A 16,894-nucleotide genomic window follows, 5' to 3' on the forward strand; every position below is an offset into this window, starting at 1 on the left:
GTTACACCGCCCTCATCAGCAGGGTCGCGGCGATGAGCACTGCCGTACCTCCGAACATCGAGACCGCATAGGTGCGGGCGTAGCCGTTCTGCAGCTTGCGCAGCCGGCCGGAGAGCCCGCCGAACGACGCGGCGGTGCCGTTGACCACGCCGTCGACCAGGGTGTGGTCGACATAGACCAGGGAACGGGTGAGGTGCTCGCCGCCGCGGACCAGGACCACATGGTTGAAGTCGTCCTGGAGGAGATCGCGGCGGGCGGCGCGGGTGAGCAGCGAGCCGCGCGGGGCGGCCACCGGCACGGGCTTGCGTCCGTACATGAACCAGGCGAGGGCGACCCCGAGGACCATCACGACCACGGTGGCGGTGGTGACGGTGGCGGCGCTGACCGGCGGGTTCCCGTGCGAGTGTCCGGTGACGGGCTCCAGCCAGTGCAGGAAGCGGTCACCGATGGAGAAGAACCCGCCGGCGAAGACCGAACCGAAGGCCAGGATGATCATGGGGATGGTCATGGACTTCGGGGACTCGTGCGGATGCGGCTCGTGTCCCTTCTCGTCGGGCTGCCAGCGCTTCTCGCCGAAGAACGTCATCACCATCACGCGCGTCATATAGAACGCGGTGATCGCGGCGCCCAGCAGCGTGACGGCGCCGAGGATCCAGCCCTCCGTACCGCCCTTGGCGAACGCCGCCTCGATGATCTTGTCCTTGGAGAAGAAGCCGGACAGCCCGGGGAAGCCGATGATCGCCAGATAGCCGAGGCCGAACGTGACGAACGTGACCGGCATGTACTTCCGCAGGCCGCCGTACTTCCGCATGTCGACCTCGTCGTTCATGCCGTGCATGACCGAACCGGCGCCGAGGAAGAGCCCGGCCTTGAAGAAGCCGTGCGTCACCAGGTGCATGATCGCGAAGACATAGCCGATCGGGCCGAGGCCCGCCGCCAGGATCATGTAGCCGATCTGCGACATCGTCGAGCCCGCGAGGGCCTTCTTGATGTCGTCCTTCGCGCAACCGACGATCGCACCGAAGAGGAGCGTCACCGCGCCGACCACCACGACCACCAGCTGTGCGTCAGGCGCCGCGTTGAAGATCGCGCCGGAGCGGGTGATCAGATACACGCCCGCCGTCACCATCGTCGCCGCGTGGATCAGGGCCGAGACCGGGGTCGGGCCCTCCATCGCGTCACCGAGCCAGGACTGGAGCGGCACCTGGGCCGACTTGCCGCACGCGGCCAGCAGCAGCATCAGGCCGATCGCCGTCAGCTTGCCCTCCGTCGCGTCGCCCGTGGACGACAGCACGGGACCGAAGGCGAAGGTCCCGAAGGTGGTGAACATCAGCATGATCGCGATCGACAGACCCATGTCGCCGACCCGGTTGACCAGGAACGCCTTCTTGGCGGCCGTGGCCGCGCTGGGCTTGTGCTGCCAGAACCCGATGAGCAGGTACGAGGCGAGCCCGACACCCTCCCAGCCCATGTACAGCAGCAGGTAGTTGTCGGCGAGGACCAGCAGCAGCATCGCCGCCAGGAACAGGTTCAGATAGCCGAAGAAGCGGCGGCGCCGCTCGTCGTGCTCCATGTACCCGATCGAATAGATATGGATGAGCGTGCCCACGCCGGTGATCAGCAGGACGAACGTCATCGACAGCTGGTCGAGCTGGAAGGCGATGTCCGCCTGGAACCCCTCGACGGGGATCCAGCTGAACAGATGCTGGTGCAGCGAGCGGCCTTCGCCGCTCTTGCCGAGCATGTCGCTGAAGAGCACGACACCGATCACGAAGGACGCGGCGGCCAGCAGCGTGCCGAGCCAGTGGCCCACGCGGTCGAGCCGACGGCCGCCGCACAGCAGCACCGCCGCTCCGAGCAGAGGCGCCGCGACGAGCAGCGCAATCAAGTTCTCCACGATTCAGCGACCCCTCAGAGCTTCATCAGGCTGGCGTCGTCGACCGAGGCCGAGTGGCGGGAACGGAACAGCGACACGATGATCGCGAGCCCGACCACGACCTCCGCGGCGGCGACGACCATCGTGAAGAACGCGATGATCTGGCCGTCGAGATTGCCGTGCATCCGGGAGAAGGCGACGAACGCGAGGTTGCAGGCGTTCAGCATCAGCTCGATGCACATGAACACCACGATCGCGTTCCGCCGGATCAGCACCCCGGCCGCGCCGATGGTGAACAGCAGCGAGGCGAGATAGAGGTAGTTGACCGGATTCATCGCTTGACCTCCTCATCCTCGCGGCCCAGCCGCTGCGACGACCGCTGCTCCAGCGCCTTCAGGTCCGCGATGGCCTCGTTCGACACATCGCGGATCTGCCCGCGGTCCTTCAGCGTCTTGTTGACCGTCAGCTCGGACGGGGTGCCGTCGGGCAGCAGACCGGCGATGTCCACCGCGTTGTGCCGGGCGTAGACACCGGGGGCGGGCAGCGGGGGCAGTTGCGTGCCCTTGCGTACGCGCTCCTCGGCCAGCTCCCGCTGGGTCTTGGCCCGTTCGGTCCGCTCCCGGTGCGTGAGCACCATCGCGCCGACCGACGCGGTGATCAGCAGCGCGCCGGTGATCTCGAAGGCGAAGACGTACCGGGTGAAGATCAGGGCGGCCAGTCCCTCGACATTGCCGCCGGCGTTGGCCTGGCCGAGCCCGGTGAAGGAGTTCAGCGAGGCGTTGCCGATCCCGGCGATGAGCAGGACCCCGAAGCCCAGCCCGCAGGCGGCGGCCCACCAACGCTGGCCCTTCAGCGTCTCCTTGAGGGAGTCGGCGGCCGTGACACCGACGAGCATCACCACGAAGAGGAACAGCATCATGATCGCGCCGGTGTAGACGACGATCTGCACCACGCCCAGGAAATACGCCCCGTTGGCGAGATAGAAGACCGCCAGGACGATCATCGTGGCGGCCAGGCACAGCGCGCTGTGCACGGCCTTCCTCATCAGGATCGTGCAGAGCGCGCCGATCACCGCGACGGTGCCGAGGATCCAGAACTGGACGGCCTCACCGGTCGAGGTCGTCGTGGCGGCGGAGGTGAGGGAAGAAGCGGAAGCGAGAGAGGAAACAGGCAGGACGGACGCGAGGGAGGACGCGGCGAGCAGGCTCATGCACCGACCTCCTCGTCCGTCGGCTTCTCGCCCTTGCTCACCGCGACCTGCCGGACCGTACCCGGCGCGGCCTCGGTGACCAGCCCCCGGTAGTAGTCCTGTTCGTCGGTGCCCGGGAAGATCGAGTGCGGTGTCTCGACCATGCCTTCCTGAAGGCCCGCGAGAAGCTGCTCCTTCGTATAGATCAGGTTCTCGCGGGAGCTGTCGGCCAGCTCGAAGTCATTGGTCATCGTGAGCGCCCTGGTCGGGCAGGCCTCGATGCACAGACCGCACAGGATGCAGCGCGCGTAGTTGATCTGGTAGACGCGGCCGTAGCGCTCCCCCGGGGAGTAGCGCTCCTCGTCCGTGTTGTCCGCGCCCTCCACATAGATCGCGTCCGCCGGGCAGGCCCAGGCGCACAACTCGCAGCCGATGCACTTCTCCAGCCCGTCCGGATGCCGGTTCAGCTGATGCCGGCCGTGGAAGCGCGGCGCCGTCTCCTTCTGCTGTTCCGGGTACTGCTCGGTCAGCCGCTTCTTGAACATGGCCTTGAAGGTCACGCCGAAGCCGGCCACCGGATTCCGGGGGGGACGCGGGATGTCCCCCGGCGAAGAGTCAGACACTGTCAGCCTCCTTTCCGTCACTCTCGGTACCGTCACTCACAGTATTGCCCCCACCACTGACAATCAGCTCACGGTCACGTCGTGGCCGCCTGCGCGGTACGGGCGGCAACTCCTGTCCCGGCAACGGCGGTACGGGGAATCCGCCCGCCATCGGATCGAAGGCCGGGGGCTCCGGTTCGTTCGCCGCCGCGGCCTTCTCCTTCCTGTCGCGGAAGATGTCCACGACGAAGGAGAGCAGCAGGATCGCGATGACCGCCCCGAGGACGTACAGCACGATCGACTGGAAGCCGTAGTTCTCGTTGCGCAGGGCCCGTACGGTCGCGACGACCATCAGCCAGACCACCGAGACCGGGATCAGCACCTTCCAGCCGAGCTTCATCAGCTGGTCGTAGCGCACGCGCGGCAGCGTGCCGCGCAGCCAGATGAAGAAGAACAGCAGCAGCTGGACCTTGAGTACGAACCAGAGCAGCGGCCACCAGCCGTGGTTCGCGCCCTCCCAGAAGGTGGAGATCGGCCACGGGGCGCGCCAGCCGCCGAGGAAGAGCGTGGCGGCGACGGCCGAGACGGTGACCATGTTGATGTACTCGGCGAGCATGAACATCGCGAACTTGATCGATGAGTACTCGGTGTTGAAGCCGCCGACGAGGTCGCCCTCGGACTCCGGCATGTCGAAGGGGGCGCGGTTCGTCTCGCCCACCATCGTGACGATGTAGATGATGAAGGAGACCGGCAGCAGGATGATGTACCAGCGGTCGGCCTGGGCCTCGACGATCGCCGAGGTCGACATCGACCCCGAGTAGAGGAACACCGACGCGAACGCGGCGCCCATGGCGATCTCGTACGAGATCATCTGCGCGCACGAGCGCAACCCGCCGAGCAGCGGATACGTCGATCCCGATGACCAGCCCGCGAGGACGATGCCGTAGATCCCGACCGAGGCGACGGCGAGGATGTAGAGCATCGCGATCGGCAGGTCGGTCAGCTGCATCGTGGTGCGGTGGCCGAAGATCGACACCTCGTTGCCCGCCGGGCCGAACGGGATCACGGCGATCGCCATGAACGCCGGCACCGCCGCGATGATCGGCGCGAGGACGTAGACCACCTTGTCCGCGCGCTTGACGATGATGTCTTCCTTGAACATCAGCTTGGCGCCGTCGGCGAGGGACTGGAGCATCCCCCAGGGGCCGTGCCGGTTCGGGCCGATGCGCAGCTGCATCCAGGCGACGACCTTGCGCTCCCACACGATGGCGAAGAGCACGGTCAGCAGCAGGAACGCGAAGCAGAACACCGCCTTGACGACCACGAGCCACCACGGGTCGCGGCCGAACATCGACAGGTCCTCGACGGCGAGGACCGTTCCCGGGGCCGTCGCGAGTTGGGCGAAGGCGGTCATGCGCGCACCTCCGGTGCTTCCGTGGCCGCGTCGCCGGGCTCGGCCGGGCCGATACGGACGAGCGTGCCGGGGCGGGAGCCGGTGTCCGCGAGGACCCCGCCGCCCGTCGAGTTGAGCGGCAGCCAGACCACCCGGTCCGGCATCTCCGTGACCTGAAGCGGGAGCGTGACCGTGCCCGACGGGCCGGTGACGGACAGCTCGTCGCCGTTCTTGACGCCCGTCTCGGCGGCCGTCGCGGCGGAGAGCCTGGCGACCGCCGCGTGCCGGGTGCCGGCCAGCGCGTCGTCGCCCTCCTGGAGAAGGCCGAGGTCGAGCAGGAGCCGGTGGCCCGCGAGTACGGCTTCGCCCTCGCCGGGCCTGGGCACCGGACGGGACGGTTCCAGCGGCTCGGTGGCGCGCGGTCCCTCCCAGCAGCCGAGCCGGTCCAGCTCGGTCCGTACGGCCCTGAGGTCCGGCAGTCCGAAGCCGTCGAGCCCGTCGGCGTCCGAGGTGGCGGCGAGCGTGTCGGCCAGCATGTGCAGCACGCGCGCGTCGCTCGGTGCCAGGCGCCGGGTCATCTGCTCCGGCTTCAGCGCGGCCTCGAACAGCCGCGCCCTGCCTTCCCAGTTGAGGAAGGTGCCCGACTTCTCCGCGACGGCGGCCACCGGGAAGACCACATCGGCCCGCTCGGTGACCTCGCTCGGCCGCAGCTCAAGCGAGACCAGGAAGCCGACGGCGTCCAGCGCCGCCCGCGCGCCCGCCGGGTCCGGCAGATCCGCGACCTCGACACCAGCGACGACCAGGGCGGACAGCTCGCCGGTGGCGGCGGCCTCGATGATCCGGCCGGTGTCACGGCCGTAGGCGCGCGGCAGTTCGCGTACGCCCCAGACCGCCGCGGTCTCCTCACGGGCCCGCGGGTCGGTGGCGGGACGGCCGCCGGGCAGCAGCGACGGGAGCGCGCCCGCCTCCACCGCGCCGCGTTCGCCGGCCCGCCTGGGGATCCACACCAGCCTCGCGCCGGTCGCGGTGGCGGCCCGCGCGGCGGCGGTGAGCCCGCCCGGTACGGCCGCGAGCCGCTCGCCGACGACGATCACCGCGCCCTGCTCGCGCAGCGCCTGGGAGGCCCGTTCGCCGTCCCCTTCGAGTCCGGCGCTGACCGGGTTGGCCGCCAGCGCGTCCAGCCACTCGGTCTCGGTGCCCGGCGCGGCGGGCAGCAGCGTGCCGCCGGCCTTCTCCAGACCCCGGGTGGCGTAGGTGGCCAGCGAGAATGTGCGCTGGCCGTGGTTGCGGTGCGCCTTGCGCAGCCGCAGGAAGACGCCGGGCGCCTCCTCCTCGGACTCGAAGCCCACGAGCAGCACGGCCGGAGCCTTCTCCAGCGTGGTGTACGTGAGCCCCGTACCGTCCAGGTCGCGGCCGTGGCCCGCGACATGGGCGGCCAGGAAGTCGGCCTCCTCGGTGCTGTGCACGCGCGCGCGGAAGTCGATGTCGTTGGTGTCGAGGGCGACCCGGGCGAACTTGGCGTAGGCGTAGGCGTCCTCAACGGTGAGCCGGCCGCCCGCGAGCACCCCCGCCCGGCCGCGCGCGGCGCTCAGACCGTGGGCCGCGGCCTCCAGCGCCTCGGGCCAGCTCGCCGGTTCGAGGACGCCGTCCTCGTTGCGTACGAGCGGGGTGGTGAGCCGGTCGGGCTTCTGCGCGTAGCGGAAGCCGAACCGCCCCTTGTCGCACAGCCACTCCTCGTTGACCTCCGGGTCATTGGCGGCCAGCCGCCGCATGACCTTGCCGCGCCGGTGGTCGGTCCTGGTGGCGCAGCCGCCCGCGCAGTGCTCGCAGACGCTCGGCGAGGACACCAGGTCGAACGGGCGGGAGCGGAAGCGGTACGCGGCCGAGGTCAGCGCCCCCACCGGGCAGATCTGGATGGTGTTCCCGGAGAAGTACGACTCGAACGGGTCGCCCTCGCCGGTGCCGACCTGCTGGAGCGCGCCCCGCTCGATCAGCTCGATCATCGGGTCGCCCGCGATCTGGTTGGAGAACCGCGTACACCGCGCGCACAGCACACACCGCTCACGGTCGAGCAGCACCTGTGTGGAGATCGGGACGGGCTTCTGGAACGTGCGCTTCTTGCCCTCGAAGCGGGTGTCCGGGTCGCCGACCTGCATGGCCTGGTTCTGGAGCGGGCACTCGCCGCCCTTGTCGCAGACCGGGCAGTCCAGCGGGTGGTTGATGAGCAGCAGCTCCATCACCCCGCGCTGGGCCTTCTCGGCCACCGGGGAGGTCAGCTGCGACTTGACGACCATGCCGTCGGTGCAGGTGATGGTGCAGGAGGCCATCGGCTTGCGCTGGCCCTCCACCTCGACGATGCACTGGCGGCAGGCGCCGGCCGGGTCCAGGAGCGGATGGTCGCAGAAGCGCGGGATCTCGATGCCGAGGAGTTCGGCGGCGCGGATCACCAGGGTCCCCTTGGGGACGGAGATCTCGATGCCGTCGATGGTCAGCGAGACAAGGTCCTCGGGCGGGACCGCGGGCTCGCCGCCGCCGGAGGGAGCGCTCGTCGTCACGGTCATGCGTTCACCTCCAGGTGCGGGTTCCGGTCTGCCCAGACGGTGGACTTCGCGGGGTCGAAGGGGCAGCCCTTGCCGGTGATGTGCTGCTCGTACTCCTCGCGGAAGTACTTCAGCGAGGAGAAGATCGGGGACGCGGCGCCGTCACCGAGCGCGCAGAAGGACTTGCCGTTGATGTTGTCGGCGATGTCGTTGAGCTTGTCGAGGTCGGACAGCTGTCCCTTGCCGTCCTCGATGTCGCGAAGCAACTGCACCAGCCAGTACGTGCCTTCACGGCACGGCGTGCACTTGCCGCAGGACTCATGGGCGTAGAACTCGGTCCAGCGGGTCACGGCCCGGACGACGCAGGTGGTCTCGTCGAAGCACTGGAGCGCCTTCGTGCCGAGCATGGAGCCGGCGGCGCCCACCCCCTCGTAGTCCAGCGGGACATCGAGGTGCTCGTCGGTGAACATCGGGGTCGAAGAGCCGCCCGGTGTCCAGAACTTGAGCCGGTGGCCCGCCCGCATACCGCCGCTCATGTCGAGCAGCTGGCGCAGGGTGACCCCGAGCGGGGCCTCGTACTGGCCGGGGCTGGTGACATGGCCGCTGAGCGAGTAGAGCGTGAAGCCCGGGGACTTCTCGCTGCCCATCGACTTGAACCAGTCCTTGCCGCGGTTGAGGATCGCGGGAACAGACGCGATGGACTCGACGTTGTTCACCACAGTGGGGCAGGCGTAGAGGCCCGCCACCGCCGGGAAGGGAGGACGCAGCCGGGGCTGTCCGCGACGGCCCTCCAGGGAGTCGAGCAGCGCGGTCTCCTCACCACAGATGTACGCGCCCGCGCCCGCGTGCACGGTGACATCGAGATCGAGCCCGCTGCCCAGGATGTTCTTGCCGAGATACCCCGCCGCGTAGGCCTCGCGCACCGCTTCGTGCACCCTGCGCAGTACGGGGACGACCTCACCGCGCAGATAGATGAACGCGTGCTGCGAGCGGATCGCGTAGCAGGCGATCACGATCCCCTCGATGAGGGAGTGCGGATTGGCGAAGAGGAGCGGGATGTCCTTGCAGGTGCCCGGCTCCGACTCGTCCGCGTTGACGACGAGGTAGTGCGGCTTGCCGTCACCCTGCGGGATGAACTGCCACTTCATCCCGGTGGGGAAGCCCGCGCCGCCGCGACCGCGCAGGCCCGAGTCCTTCACATACGCGATGACGTCGTCGGGCGGCATCGCGAGGGCCTTCTTGAGCCCCTCGTACCCTTCGTGGCGCTCGTAGGTCTCCAGCGTCCAGGACTCCGGCTGGTCCCAGAAGGCGGACAGGACGGGCGCGAGGATCTTCTCGGGGCTGGTCCCGTTCTCGTTGAGCGCGGCGGCCATCGTCATCACTCCCCCTCCTCGGCTGCGCCCGGCTGCGATTCGTTCTGCGGATGCGCGCCGTCCCGGGGCCGTACCACCCGCTGAGGTGTCTCGCCCTTGGCGAGCCGCAGGCCGACCAGTGACGCGGGTCCGGCGCCGCCGGTGGCCTCGACGGCGCCGGGGCGCTCGTCGGGGAAGCCGGCGAGGATGCGCGCGGTCTCCTTGTACGTGCACAGGGGCGCGCCCCGGGTGGGCTGGACGGTCTGCCCTTCGCGCAGGTCGTCGACGAGCCGCTTGGCGCTGTCCGGCGTCTGGTTGTCGAAGAACTCCCAGTTCACCATCACGACGGGCGCGAAGTCGCAGGCCGCGTTGCACTCGATGTGTTCGAGGGTGACCTTGCCGTCCTCGGTCGTCTCGTTGTTGCCGACGCCGAGGTGCTCCTTGAGCGCGTCGAAGATGGCGTCGCCGCCCATCACCGCGCAGAGCGTGTTCGTGCAGACGCCGACCTGGTAGTCGCCGCCCTGCTTGCGGCGGTACATGGAGTAGAAGGTCGCGACGGCCGTGACCTCGGCGGTGGTCAGTTCGAGCAGCTCCGCGCAGAAGGCCATCCCCGTACGGGAGACGAACCCCTCCTCGGCCTGCACGAGGTGCAGCAGCGGAAGCAGCGCGGACCGGGAGCCGGGGTAGCGGCCGATGATCTCCTTGGCGTCCGCTGCCAGCCTGGCGCGTACATCGGCCGGGTAGTCGGGAGCGGGGAGCTGTGGCATCCCCAGGCTCACCTCTGCGTTGGGCGGTGTGGTGGTCACCGGTCGACGCCTCCCATCACGGGGTCGATGGACGCGACGGCGACGATGACGTCGGCGACCTGGCCGCCCTCGCACATCGCCGCCATGGCCTGGAGATTGGTGAAGGACGGGTCGCGGAAGTGGACCCGATACGGGCGGGTGCCGCCGTCGGAGACGACATGCGCGCCCAGTTCGCCCTTGGGCGACTCGACGGCCGCGTACGCCTGTCCCGGCGGGACCCGGAAGCCCTCCGTCACCAGTTTGAAGTGATGGATCAGAGCCTCCATGGACGTGCCCATGATGTTCTTGATGTGGTCGAGCGAGTTGCCCAGACCGTCGGGGCCGAGCGCGAGCTGTGCGGGCCAGGCGATCTTCTTGTCGGCGACCATCACCGGGCCCGGCTCCAGCCGGTCCAGACACTGTTCGACGATCCGCAGCGACTGGCGCATCTCCTCCAGGCGGATGAGGAAGCGGCCGTACGCGTCGCAGCTGTCGGCGGTCGGGACCTCGAAGTCGAAGGTCTCGTAACCGCAGTACGGGTCGCTCCTGCGCAGATCGTGCGGGAGTCCGGCGGAGCGCAGGATCGGTCCTGTGGCGCCCAGCGCCATGCAGCCGGTCAGATCGAGATAGCCGACGTCCTGCATACGGGCCTTGAAGATCGGGTTGCCGGTGGCGAGCTTGTCGTACTCCGGCAGGTTCTTCCGCAGCGTCTTCAGCAGCTCGCGCAGATGGTCGACGGCGCCCGGGGGCAGATCCTGGGCGAGTCCGCCGGGGCGGATGAACGCGTGGTTCATCCGCAGGCCGGTGATCAGCTCGTAGGCATCGAGAATGAGTTCACGATCACGGAAGCCGTAGATCATGATCGTCGTCGCGCCCAGCTCCATACCGCCGGTGGCGATACAGACGAGGTGCGAGGAGAGCCGGTTCAGCTCCATCAGCAGGACGCGGATGAGCGTCGCCCGGTCCGGGATGTCGTCCTCGATGCCGAGCAGCTTCTCCACGCCCAGGCAGTACGCCGTCTCGTTGAAGAACGACGTCAGGTAATCCATGCGCGTGACGAAGGTGGTGCCCTGCGTCCAGTTGCGGAATTCGAGGTTCTTCTCGATACCGGTGTGCAGATAGCCGATGCCGCAGCGGGCCTCGGTGACGGTCTCGCCCTCGATCTCCAGGATCAGCCGCAGCACTCCGTGGGTGGAGGGGTGCTGGGGACCCATGTTGACGACGATCCGCTCGTCGTCGGCCTTTGCCGCGGACTGGACGACCTCGTCCCAGTCGCCACCGGTGACCGTGTATACGGTGCCCTCGGTGGTCGCGCGGGGCGTGGCGTGCGGGGTGGGCGATGCGTGGGGTGCGTGGGGAGCAGACATCAGGAGTACGACCTCCGCTGGTCCGGAGCCGGGATCTGGGCGCCCTTGTACTCGACGGCGATCCCGCCGAGGGGATAGTCCTTGCGCTGCGGGAAGCCCTGCCAGTCGTCCGGCATCATGATCCGGGTCAGGGCGGGGTGGCCGTCGAAGATCAGCCCGAAGAAGTCGTACGTCTCGCGCTCGTGCCAGTCGTTGGTCGGATAGATCTCGACCAGGGACGGCACATGCGGGTCGGCGTCCGGTGCGGAGACCTCAAGACGGATCAGCCGGCCGTGGGTGAGCGAGCGCAGGTGGTAGACGGCGTGCAGCTCACGGCCCTTGTCGCCGGGGAAGTGGACGCCCGAGACCCCCGTACAGAGCTCGAAGCGCAGCGCCGGGTCGTCGCGCAGGGTGCGCGCCACCTGGACGAGATGCTCGCGGGCGATATGGAAGGTGAGCTCGGCGCGGTCGACGACCGTCTTCTCGATGGCGTTCTCCGGGAGGAGGCCCTGCTCCTCCAGCGCGCCTTCGAGTTCGTCGGCGATCTCGTCGAAGGACCCGCCGGGGCCGCCGTACGGCCGGGCGGAGGCGCCCGGCAGCATCACGGTCCTGACGAGCCCGCCGTAGCCGGAGGTGTCGCCGCCGTTGTTGGCGCCGAACATGCCCTTCTGTACGCGGATGGGCTCGCCGCCGTCCTCACGCGCGGACGGAACGTTGTTTCCGGAGGGCCGCTCTCCGGATCCCTGGTCGCCGGTCACCGCAGCAGCCCCTTCATCTCGATCGTCGGGAGCGCCTTGAGGGCCGCCTCCTCCGCCTCACGGGCCGCTTCCTCCGCGTTGACCCCGAGCTTGGAGCTCTGGATCTTCTGGTGGAGCTTGAGAATGGCGTCCATCAGCATCTCGGGACGTGGTGGGCAGCCGGGCAAATAGATGTCGACAGGGACAATATGATCCACACCCTGGACAATCGCGTAATTATTGAACATTCCGCCCGATGATGCACAAACCCCCATGGAAATCACCCACTTGGGGTTGGGCATCTGGTCATAGACCTGTCGCAGAACCGGCGCCATCTTCTGGCTCACCCGCCCGGCCACGATCATCAGATCGGCCTGCCGCGGCGAACCGCGGAAGACTTCCATGCCGAACCGCGCCAGGTCGTACCGCCCGGCACCGGTCGTCATCATCTCGATGGCGCAGCACGCGAGGCCGAAGGTCGCGGGGAAGACGGATGACTTCCGCACCCAGCCCGAGGCCTGTTCGACGGTGGTCAGCAGAAAGCCGCTCGGCAGCTTCTCTTCGAGTCCCATTGGTGGCCCCTCAGCCCCTTTAGTCCCATTCCAGACCGCCGCGCCGCCACACATACGCGTAGGCGACGAAGACGGTGAGCACGAAGAGCAGCATCTCCACGAGCCCGAAAATCCCCAGAGCGTCGAAGGTGACGGCCCAGGGGTAAAGGAAGACGACCTCGATATCGAAGATGATGAAGAGCATCGCCGTCAGGTAGTACTTGACGGGAAAACGGCCGCCTCCGGCCGGCGTCGGCGTGGGTTCGATGCCACACTCGTACGCTTCAACTTTGGCCCGGTTGTAGCGCTTTGGGCCGATAAGCGTGGCCATGACCACGGAGAAGATCGCAAACCCAGCCCCGAGGGCGCCGAGCACGAGGATGGGTGCGTAGGAATTCACGCCCCTCAGCTCCTTCCAGTCGTCCTTGACCGTTGGATCGCACCGGGCGGTTCGCCTCGCCGCCCCGTCACGATCACTGAAGATCGCGTACATGTGAGGCAGTTCACAAGCCCGACTGCCCCGCATCTTATGCCCGGTGGTCTGTGATCTGCGACACGGGGTGCAGCAACAGCTTTGTGATCTCCACCACCCGACGAAGGATCATGAAGTCGGATGAGCGGTGATCTTCATACGTGAAGCGGCCGAGCGCTCACCAGATGTGACAACCGAGTCCGTTTCCGCTGGTCGGGGGCGGGTTGCCCTATCAAGCGATGCACCGTACAAGCAAATTTGCAATGAAACAGTCTACCGTGCTATGGGGCTCGGTGGTCACTCGCGCGAGGGGGAAGTGCGGACCGACGTGGACACGTGCACGCATTCACGAGCAACCGGGACAGCTTCACGGGCGTCCATGAAGACGGAGCCGAGCACGCCGGAGGACCGCCGGGATCACTTCGAGATCATCCCGAGTTCATCCCGAGATCATTCCGCGGGACCCCACGACCGCTCCGAGCGGACCCCGCGATCGCGCCGAACGGACTCCGTGATCATTCCGACCGCCGAGCGGTGACCGTCCTGTGACCTGTACCACTCCACTCCATCACCAAGACAAGAGGGCTTGGCCATGGGTGTGAAGGGGTGGTAAGCGGCGGGCAATTCGGACGTTTATCAGAAAGACCGTGATCACAGCCATGATCACGCATGCCCGGTTTGCCCGTTACGGCGTCAATAAGGCTGAACGCTAAGCGGATTCAGAGGTTCCGAACGTAACTGTGGCGCAACACACCTTGCTTGACGGGAACCAGGTCTCACCTGATAGCCGTAGTTCTCATGTCCCACACCGCTCACATACCCAGCCACCGGAAGCCCCGCCGCAGCGCGTCGAAAGTCGTCCTTCGTAGCGGAGTTGCCGGTGGCGTCCTCAGCACCATCGCGGTCGCAGGTGCCGCCGGACCGGCGAACGCCGAGCCGGTGACCACTCAGACCATAGAAATGCCCACGCTCACCTCCGGGCTCGTCGGCGACTTCACGAGGTCCGCCGAGGCCACGCAGCGCATCGCGAACTCCCTGGACCTGCGCGCCCAGCAGGACGCCGCGGCGGCCAGCGCCGCGCAGACCGCCAAGAAGGCCAAGGCCGAGGCGGAGCGCAAGGCCGAGGCCGAGGCCAAGAAGAAGGCCGAAGCGGAGGCGCGCGCCAAGGCCGCCGCCGCCGAGCGCGCGTCCCGTACCGCGGAGCGGACCACGCTGTCGGCGTCCTCCTCGTCGGACTCCGGCTCGGGCTCGGGCTCGTCCTCCGGTTCGTCCGCCTCGACGGCGTCGAAGACCACCTCGGGGGCCACCGGTTCGGCCGCCGCCGTGCTCGCCTTCGCCCAGGCCCAGCTCGGTGACGCGTACATCATGGGCTCGACGGGCCCCAACGCCTGGGACTGCTCCGCCCTCGTCCAGGCCGCCTACCGCCAGATCGGTGTCGACCTCCCGCGTGTCTCGCAGGACCAGTCGACCGCCGGCACCCAGGTCTCCCTGAGCAACCTCCAGCCGGGCGACATCCTCTACTGGGGCGGCGCGGGCAGCGCGTACCACACGGCGATCTACGCCGGTGGCGGCGAGTTCATCGGCGCGCAGAACCCCAGCAGCGGTGTGGTGAAGAAGTCCCTGGACTGGGACCCGCCGAGCGGCGCGGTCCGCGTCCTCTGACATATCGGCACGAATACGCATACGACACGTACCCGCATCCCGCTCGGGGGATGCGGGTACGTGTCGCGCGTGACGGGCCGCCTCCGTCTGCCCCCAGGGCCCGTCCCCGCTTCGGTCTCCGCGCCGAGGAAGTCACCCGTCGGCACGCGCGGCAGGCTGCGTGACACCTGCCGTACGGCCCGACGCCCGCGCGTCCGCGAGCGCGCGACGGTGGTGGGCGACCACGGTGGAGCTGCCGATCAACAAGCCACGTGGGCTGTACGCGGGCGTGCCGATGCCGCGCTCCAGGGCAGGCAGATAGTTCCAGCGCACGGCTGGGTGAACCGAGTGGGCATAGTGGAACAAATCTCCATATGGGAGCCAGGTGCCACGAGCCAGCAGAGCCAGGACGCGATTGCGCGGATACAGACGCAGACAGCGGGCGGCTTCGATGGCAGCAGGGCCGCCCGTAGCCCGCTCGGCATCAAACCAGCGGTGTTCAACCAGCAGAGACATCCAGGCCAGTTGGGGGTAGAACAGGAGCCGGGGGACGAGGAAGCCGAACACGGCGGCGGGCCAGCCGAGGACAATCCCCAGAGCGAGCGGAACGGCCGCGAAAACGCACAGGCGCGACCAACCGGCGCCGCGCGGATCCAGATTGACGGCCAGGCCGCGACAGGTGTCAGCCAGCCCGCCAAGGGTCAGGGGGAAGATCACAGCCATGACGAATCGACCGGAGCCGACCTCGGGGCGCAGGCCCGCCCGGTGAAGTTCGGCGAGGTTGGGGTCCACCCCGGCGACTGTGGCGTTGGGGTGATGCTGACGGACGTGTTTGTCGCGCCGTACCGGCACGGGCACGAAGCCGAGCGGGGCGTGCACCGTTGCCTCGGTCAATGCGATACCCAGGGCGCCGTCACGGGTGAGCACTCCATGCACCGTGAAGTGGCTGACCTCCTGCAAATGTCGGAACTTCACCGACGCGACCAGAACGACGGCGCCCCACCCGATGGGGCCTGTGCGCGCGGCCAATTGCCACCAGCCGACAAGTTCCAGCCAGTGCCCGACCAGCAGGAGCACCGGCGTGAGGTTATTGGCCCTGCTGCGCTGCAAGGCCATGACGGCCCGCAACGATCCTGCGAACTGACGTCCCCGCGCCGGGCTGAACCACCATCGGTCGAACTGCCGCAAGGCGATTCCGGCCGCGATAATCCCTAAAGGTGTGAGCATGCCCCATCCTCATGACCCAGCACCCGCCCCGTGATCCACCATGGGCGACAGTCCGATGCCATCCCCGCGCGATAAGCGCTGGTGCGGGGACCAAGACTTCTCCAACACGCCCTAGATCATGGTCGGGTTGACTCCGGCTGCGTGCAACGCCTTGAGATTATCGTCGAACAGCGCGGTGAAGGCGTTGATCTCCGGAAGATACGTCTCACCGGTGAACTCCAGCGGGCTGTCGCCCAAGAGGTCGGCCGGGTCGAGTTCGGTGCGGTAGACCACGGTGGCGTTGCCTTCCAGGACGGGCTGCCACTGGCCTCCGCTCTCCTGCAACCAGGTGCGCGCAGGGCCGCCGGGGTTACGGACCCGCAGCCGGACATCGGGATCGACCAGGCCTAGCTTGGAGGACACCGCCCGCGACGCCGCCACGCCGGAGCCGCAGGAGGGGGTCAGCCCGGCACCACGCTCGAACGTGTGAACGAATACCTCCGTGTCGTCCAAAGACAGAACGAAGGAGACGTTCGCACCGATCGGAAACGAATCGGCGGCGTCGGCAACCCTGCGTCCCGTCTCCACCAACTCCGCTTCGTCGTAGGCGCCGACGATACTGACCAGGTGCGAGTTGGGCACCGCCAGAGCCGACACGGCGCGGGTGGCGTGGAACGCCGGGAGGACCTGGCCCACGAACGGCCACTCCACATCCGCCACGATGGGGGCGGCGGGGGTGAAGTCGACGGGAGGCAGCTCAACCGCGACCTGACGCACACCCTGCGGGGTGTCGTCAGCCCTGTGGACGGTGAAACTGTACGGGCCGGTGTGTACGACAGCGGATTCGGTGTCGTATCGGTCGAGCAGCAGCCGGCCGGCGCAGCGCATCCCGTTACCGCACAGCAGAGCAGGCGAACCGTCCGGATTGAAAAACCACGCCTTGGCGGACCCATCGCCGTTATCAGCGAGGAAGTACACACCGTCACTGCCCAGGCCCGTCCGCCGGTCACACAGCCGTTTCACCGCACGGGGCACATCGGCAGCGGCGAAGTGATCATCCGGGGAGCCGTCGATCACGAAGATGTCGTTACGCGACCCGTGGGTCTTGGCGATCGAGAGATGTGGCATGGCTGACGAGGACCGCTTTCCGACTCGCACCGGCCCCGCGGACCGGCTGGTAGCAGCCATTCTACTGACGTCGCGC

15 protein-coding genes are annotated in these 16,894 nt (G+C 68.1%); 1 reads left to right on the forward strand and 14 read right to left on the reverse strand.

Annotation, left to right across the window (positions count from 1 at the left end):
- Window position 1: 1 nt before the first annotated feature.
- Genes nuoL through AB0M67_RS25670 form a run of 12 tightly spaced genes read right to left on the reverse strand, consistent with a single transcriptional unit; the run spans window position 2 to window position 12,771 of the window.
- Entirely contained in the window at window positions 2–1,897 is a 1,896-nt protein-coding gene (gene nuoL, locus AB0M67_RS25615) for an NADH-quinone oxidoreductase subunit L (RefSeq protein WP_365749025.1), read from the reverse strand.
- A gap of 14 nt (window positions 1,898–1,911) precedes the next feature.
- The gene (gene nuoK / locus AB0M67_RS25620) at window positions 1,912–2,211 is read right to left on the reverse strand and encodes an NADH-quinone oxidoreductase subunit NuoK (RefSeq protein WP_030351371.1); all 300 of its coding nucleotides are present in this window, start codon (window positions 2,209–2,211) and stop codon (window positions 1,912–1,914) included.
- Window positions 2,208–3,086: an NADH-quinone oxidoreductase subunit J gene (locus AB0M67_RS25625; RefSeq protein WP_365749027.1), complete on the reverse strand. Its 879-nt coding sequence runs from the start codon at window positions 3,084–3,086 to the stop codon at window positions 2,208–2,210. Before AB0M67_RS25625 ends, nuoK begins: the two co-directional genes overlap by 4 nt.
- Window positions 3,083–3,688 (reverse strand): NADH-quinone oxidoreductase subunit NuoI, encoded by a 606-nt coding sequence (gene nuoI, locus AB0M67_RS25630; RefSeq protein WP_351396659.1) that lies wholly within the window; start codon window positions 3,686–3,688, stop codon window positions 3,083–3,085. Before nuoI ends, AB0M67_RS25625 begins: the two co-directional genes overlap by 4 nt.
- The gene (gene nuoH / locus AB0M67_RS25635) at window positions 3,681–5,081 is read right to left on the reverse strand and encodes an NADH-quinone oxidoreductase subunit NuoH (protein ID WP_365749029.1); all 1,401 of its coding nucleotides are present in this window, start codon (window positions 5,079–5,081) and stop codon (window positions 3,681–3,683) included. The genes nuoI and nuoH overlap by 8 nt, the downstream gene beginning before the upstream one ends.
- The gene (locus tag AB0M67_RS25640; RefSeq protein WP_365749031.1) at window positions 5,078–7,621 is read right to left on the reverse strand and encodes an NADH-quinone oxidoreductase subunit G; all 2,544 of its coding nucleotides are present in this window, start codon (window positions 7,619–7,621) and stop codon (window positions 5,078–5,080) included. Before AB0M67_RS25640 ends, nuoH begins: the two co-directional genes overlap by 4 nt.
- Window positions 7,618–8,979: an NADH-quinone oxidoreductase subunit NuoF gene (gene nuoF, locus AB0M67_RS25645; RefSeq protein WP_365749033.1), complete on the reverse strand. Its 1,362-nt coding sequence runs from the start codon at window positions 8,977–8,979 to the stop codon at window positions 7,618–7,620. The genes AB0M67_RS25640 and nuoF overlap by 4 nt, the downstream gene beginning before the upstream one ends.
- The gene (gene nuoE, locus AB0M67_RS25650; RefSeq protein ID WP_365749233.1) at window positions 8,979–9,719 is read right to left on the reverse strand and encodes an NADH-quinone oxidoreductase subunit NuoE; all 741 of its coding nucleotides are present in this window, start codon (window positions 9,717–9,719) and stop codon (window positions 8,979–8,981) included. The genes nuoF and nuoE overlap by 1 nt, the downstream gene beginning before the upstream one ends.
- A gap of 35 nt (window positions 9,720–9,754) precedes the next feature.
- Window positions 9,755–11,104, reverse strand: coding sequence for an NADH-quinone oxidoreductase subunit D (locus tag AB0M67_RS25655; protein ID WP_365749035.1), 1,350 nt, complete (start codon window positions 11,102–11,104; stop codon window positions 9,755–9,757).
- Entirely contained in the window at window positions 11,104–11,841 is a 738-nt protein-coding gene (locus AB0M67_RS25660; protein ID WP_365749037.1) for an NADH-quinone oxidoreductase subunit C, read from the reverse strand. The genes AB0M67_RS25655 and AB0M67_RS25660 overlap by 1 nt, the downstream gene beginning before the upstream one ends.
- Window positions 11,838–12,392 carry an NADH-quinone oxidoreductase subunit B family protein gene (locus AB0M67_RS25665; protein ID WP_046505025.1) on the reverse strand — a complete coding sequence of 185 codons (555 nt, stop codon included), beginning with the start codon at window positions 12,390–12,392 and terminating at the stop codon, window positions 11,838–11,840. Before AB0M67_RS25665 ends, AB0M67_RS25660 begins: the two co-directional genes overlap by 4 nt.
- Before the next feature lie 19 nt (window positions 12,393–12,411).
- On the reverse strand, window positions 12,412–12,771 hold the full coding sequence (locus tag AB0M67_RS25670) for an NADH-quinone oxidoreductase subunit A (RefSeq protein ID WP_365749234.1): 360 nt from the start codon (window positions 12,769–12,771) through the stop codon (window positions 12,412–12,414).
- Between the two features lie 870 nt (window positions 12,772–13,641).
- Between AB0M67_RS25670 and AB0M67_RS25675 the strand changes: the two genes are divergently transcribed.
- Window positions 13,642–14,505 carry a C40 family peptidase gene (locus AB0M67_RS25675; RefSeq protein WP_365749039.1) on the forward strand — a complete coding sequence of 288 codons (864 nt, stop codon included), beginning with the start codon at window positions 13,642–13,644 and terminating at the stop codon, window positions 14,503–14,505.
- A gap of 132 nt (window positions 14,506–14,637) precedes the next feature.
- On the opposite strand, the gene AB0M67_RS25680 is transcribed toward AB0M67_RS25675, so the two are convergent.
- Both AB0M67_RS25680 and dapF read right to left on the reverse strand, forming a co-directional pair.
- On the reverse strand, window positions 14,638–15,711 hold the full coding sequence (locus AB0M67_RS25680) for a fatty acid desaturase (RefSeq protein WP_365749040.1): 1,074 nt from the start codon (window positions 15,709–15,711) through the stop codon (window positions 14,638–14,640).
- 111 nt (window positions 15,712–15,822) lie between these two features.
- The gene (gene dapF, locus AB0M67_RS25685; protein ID WP_365749042.1) at window positions 15,823–16,878 is read right to left on the reverse strand and encodes a diaminopimelate epimerase; all 1,056 of its coding nucleotides are present in this window, start codon (window positions 16,876–16,878) and stop codon (window positions 15,823–15,825) included.
- Window positions 16,879–16,894 lie beyond the last annotated feature (16 nt).

Source organism: Streptomyces sp. NPDC051662 (genome assembly GCF_040681655.1).
In the GTDB taxonomy this organism is placed as follows: Bacteria; Actinomycetota; Actinomycetes; order Streptomycetales; family Streptomycetaceae; genus Streptomyces.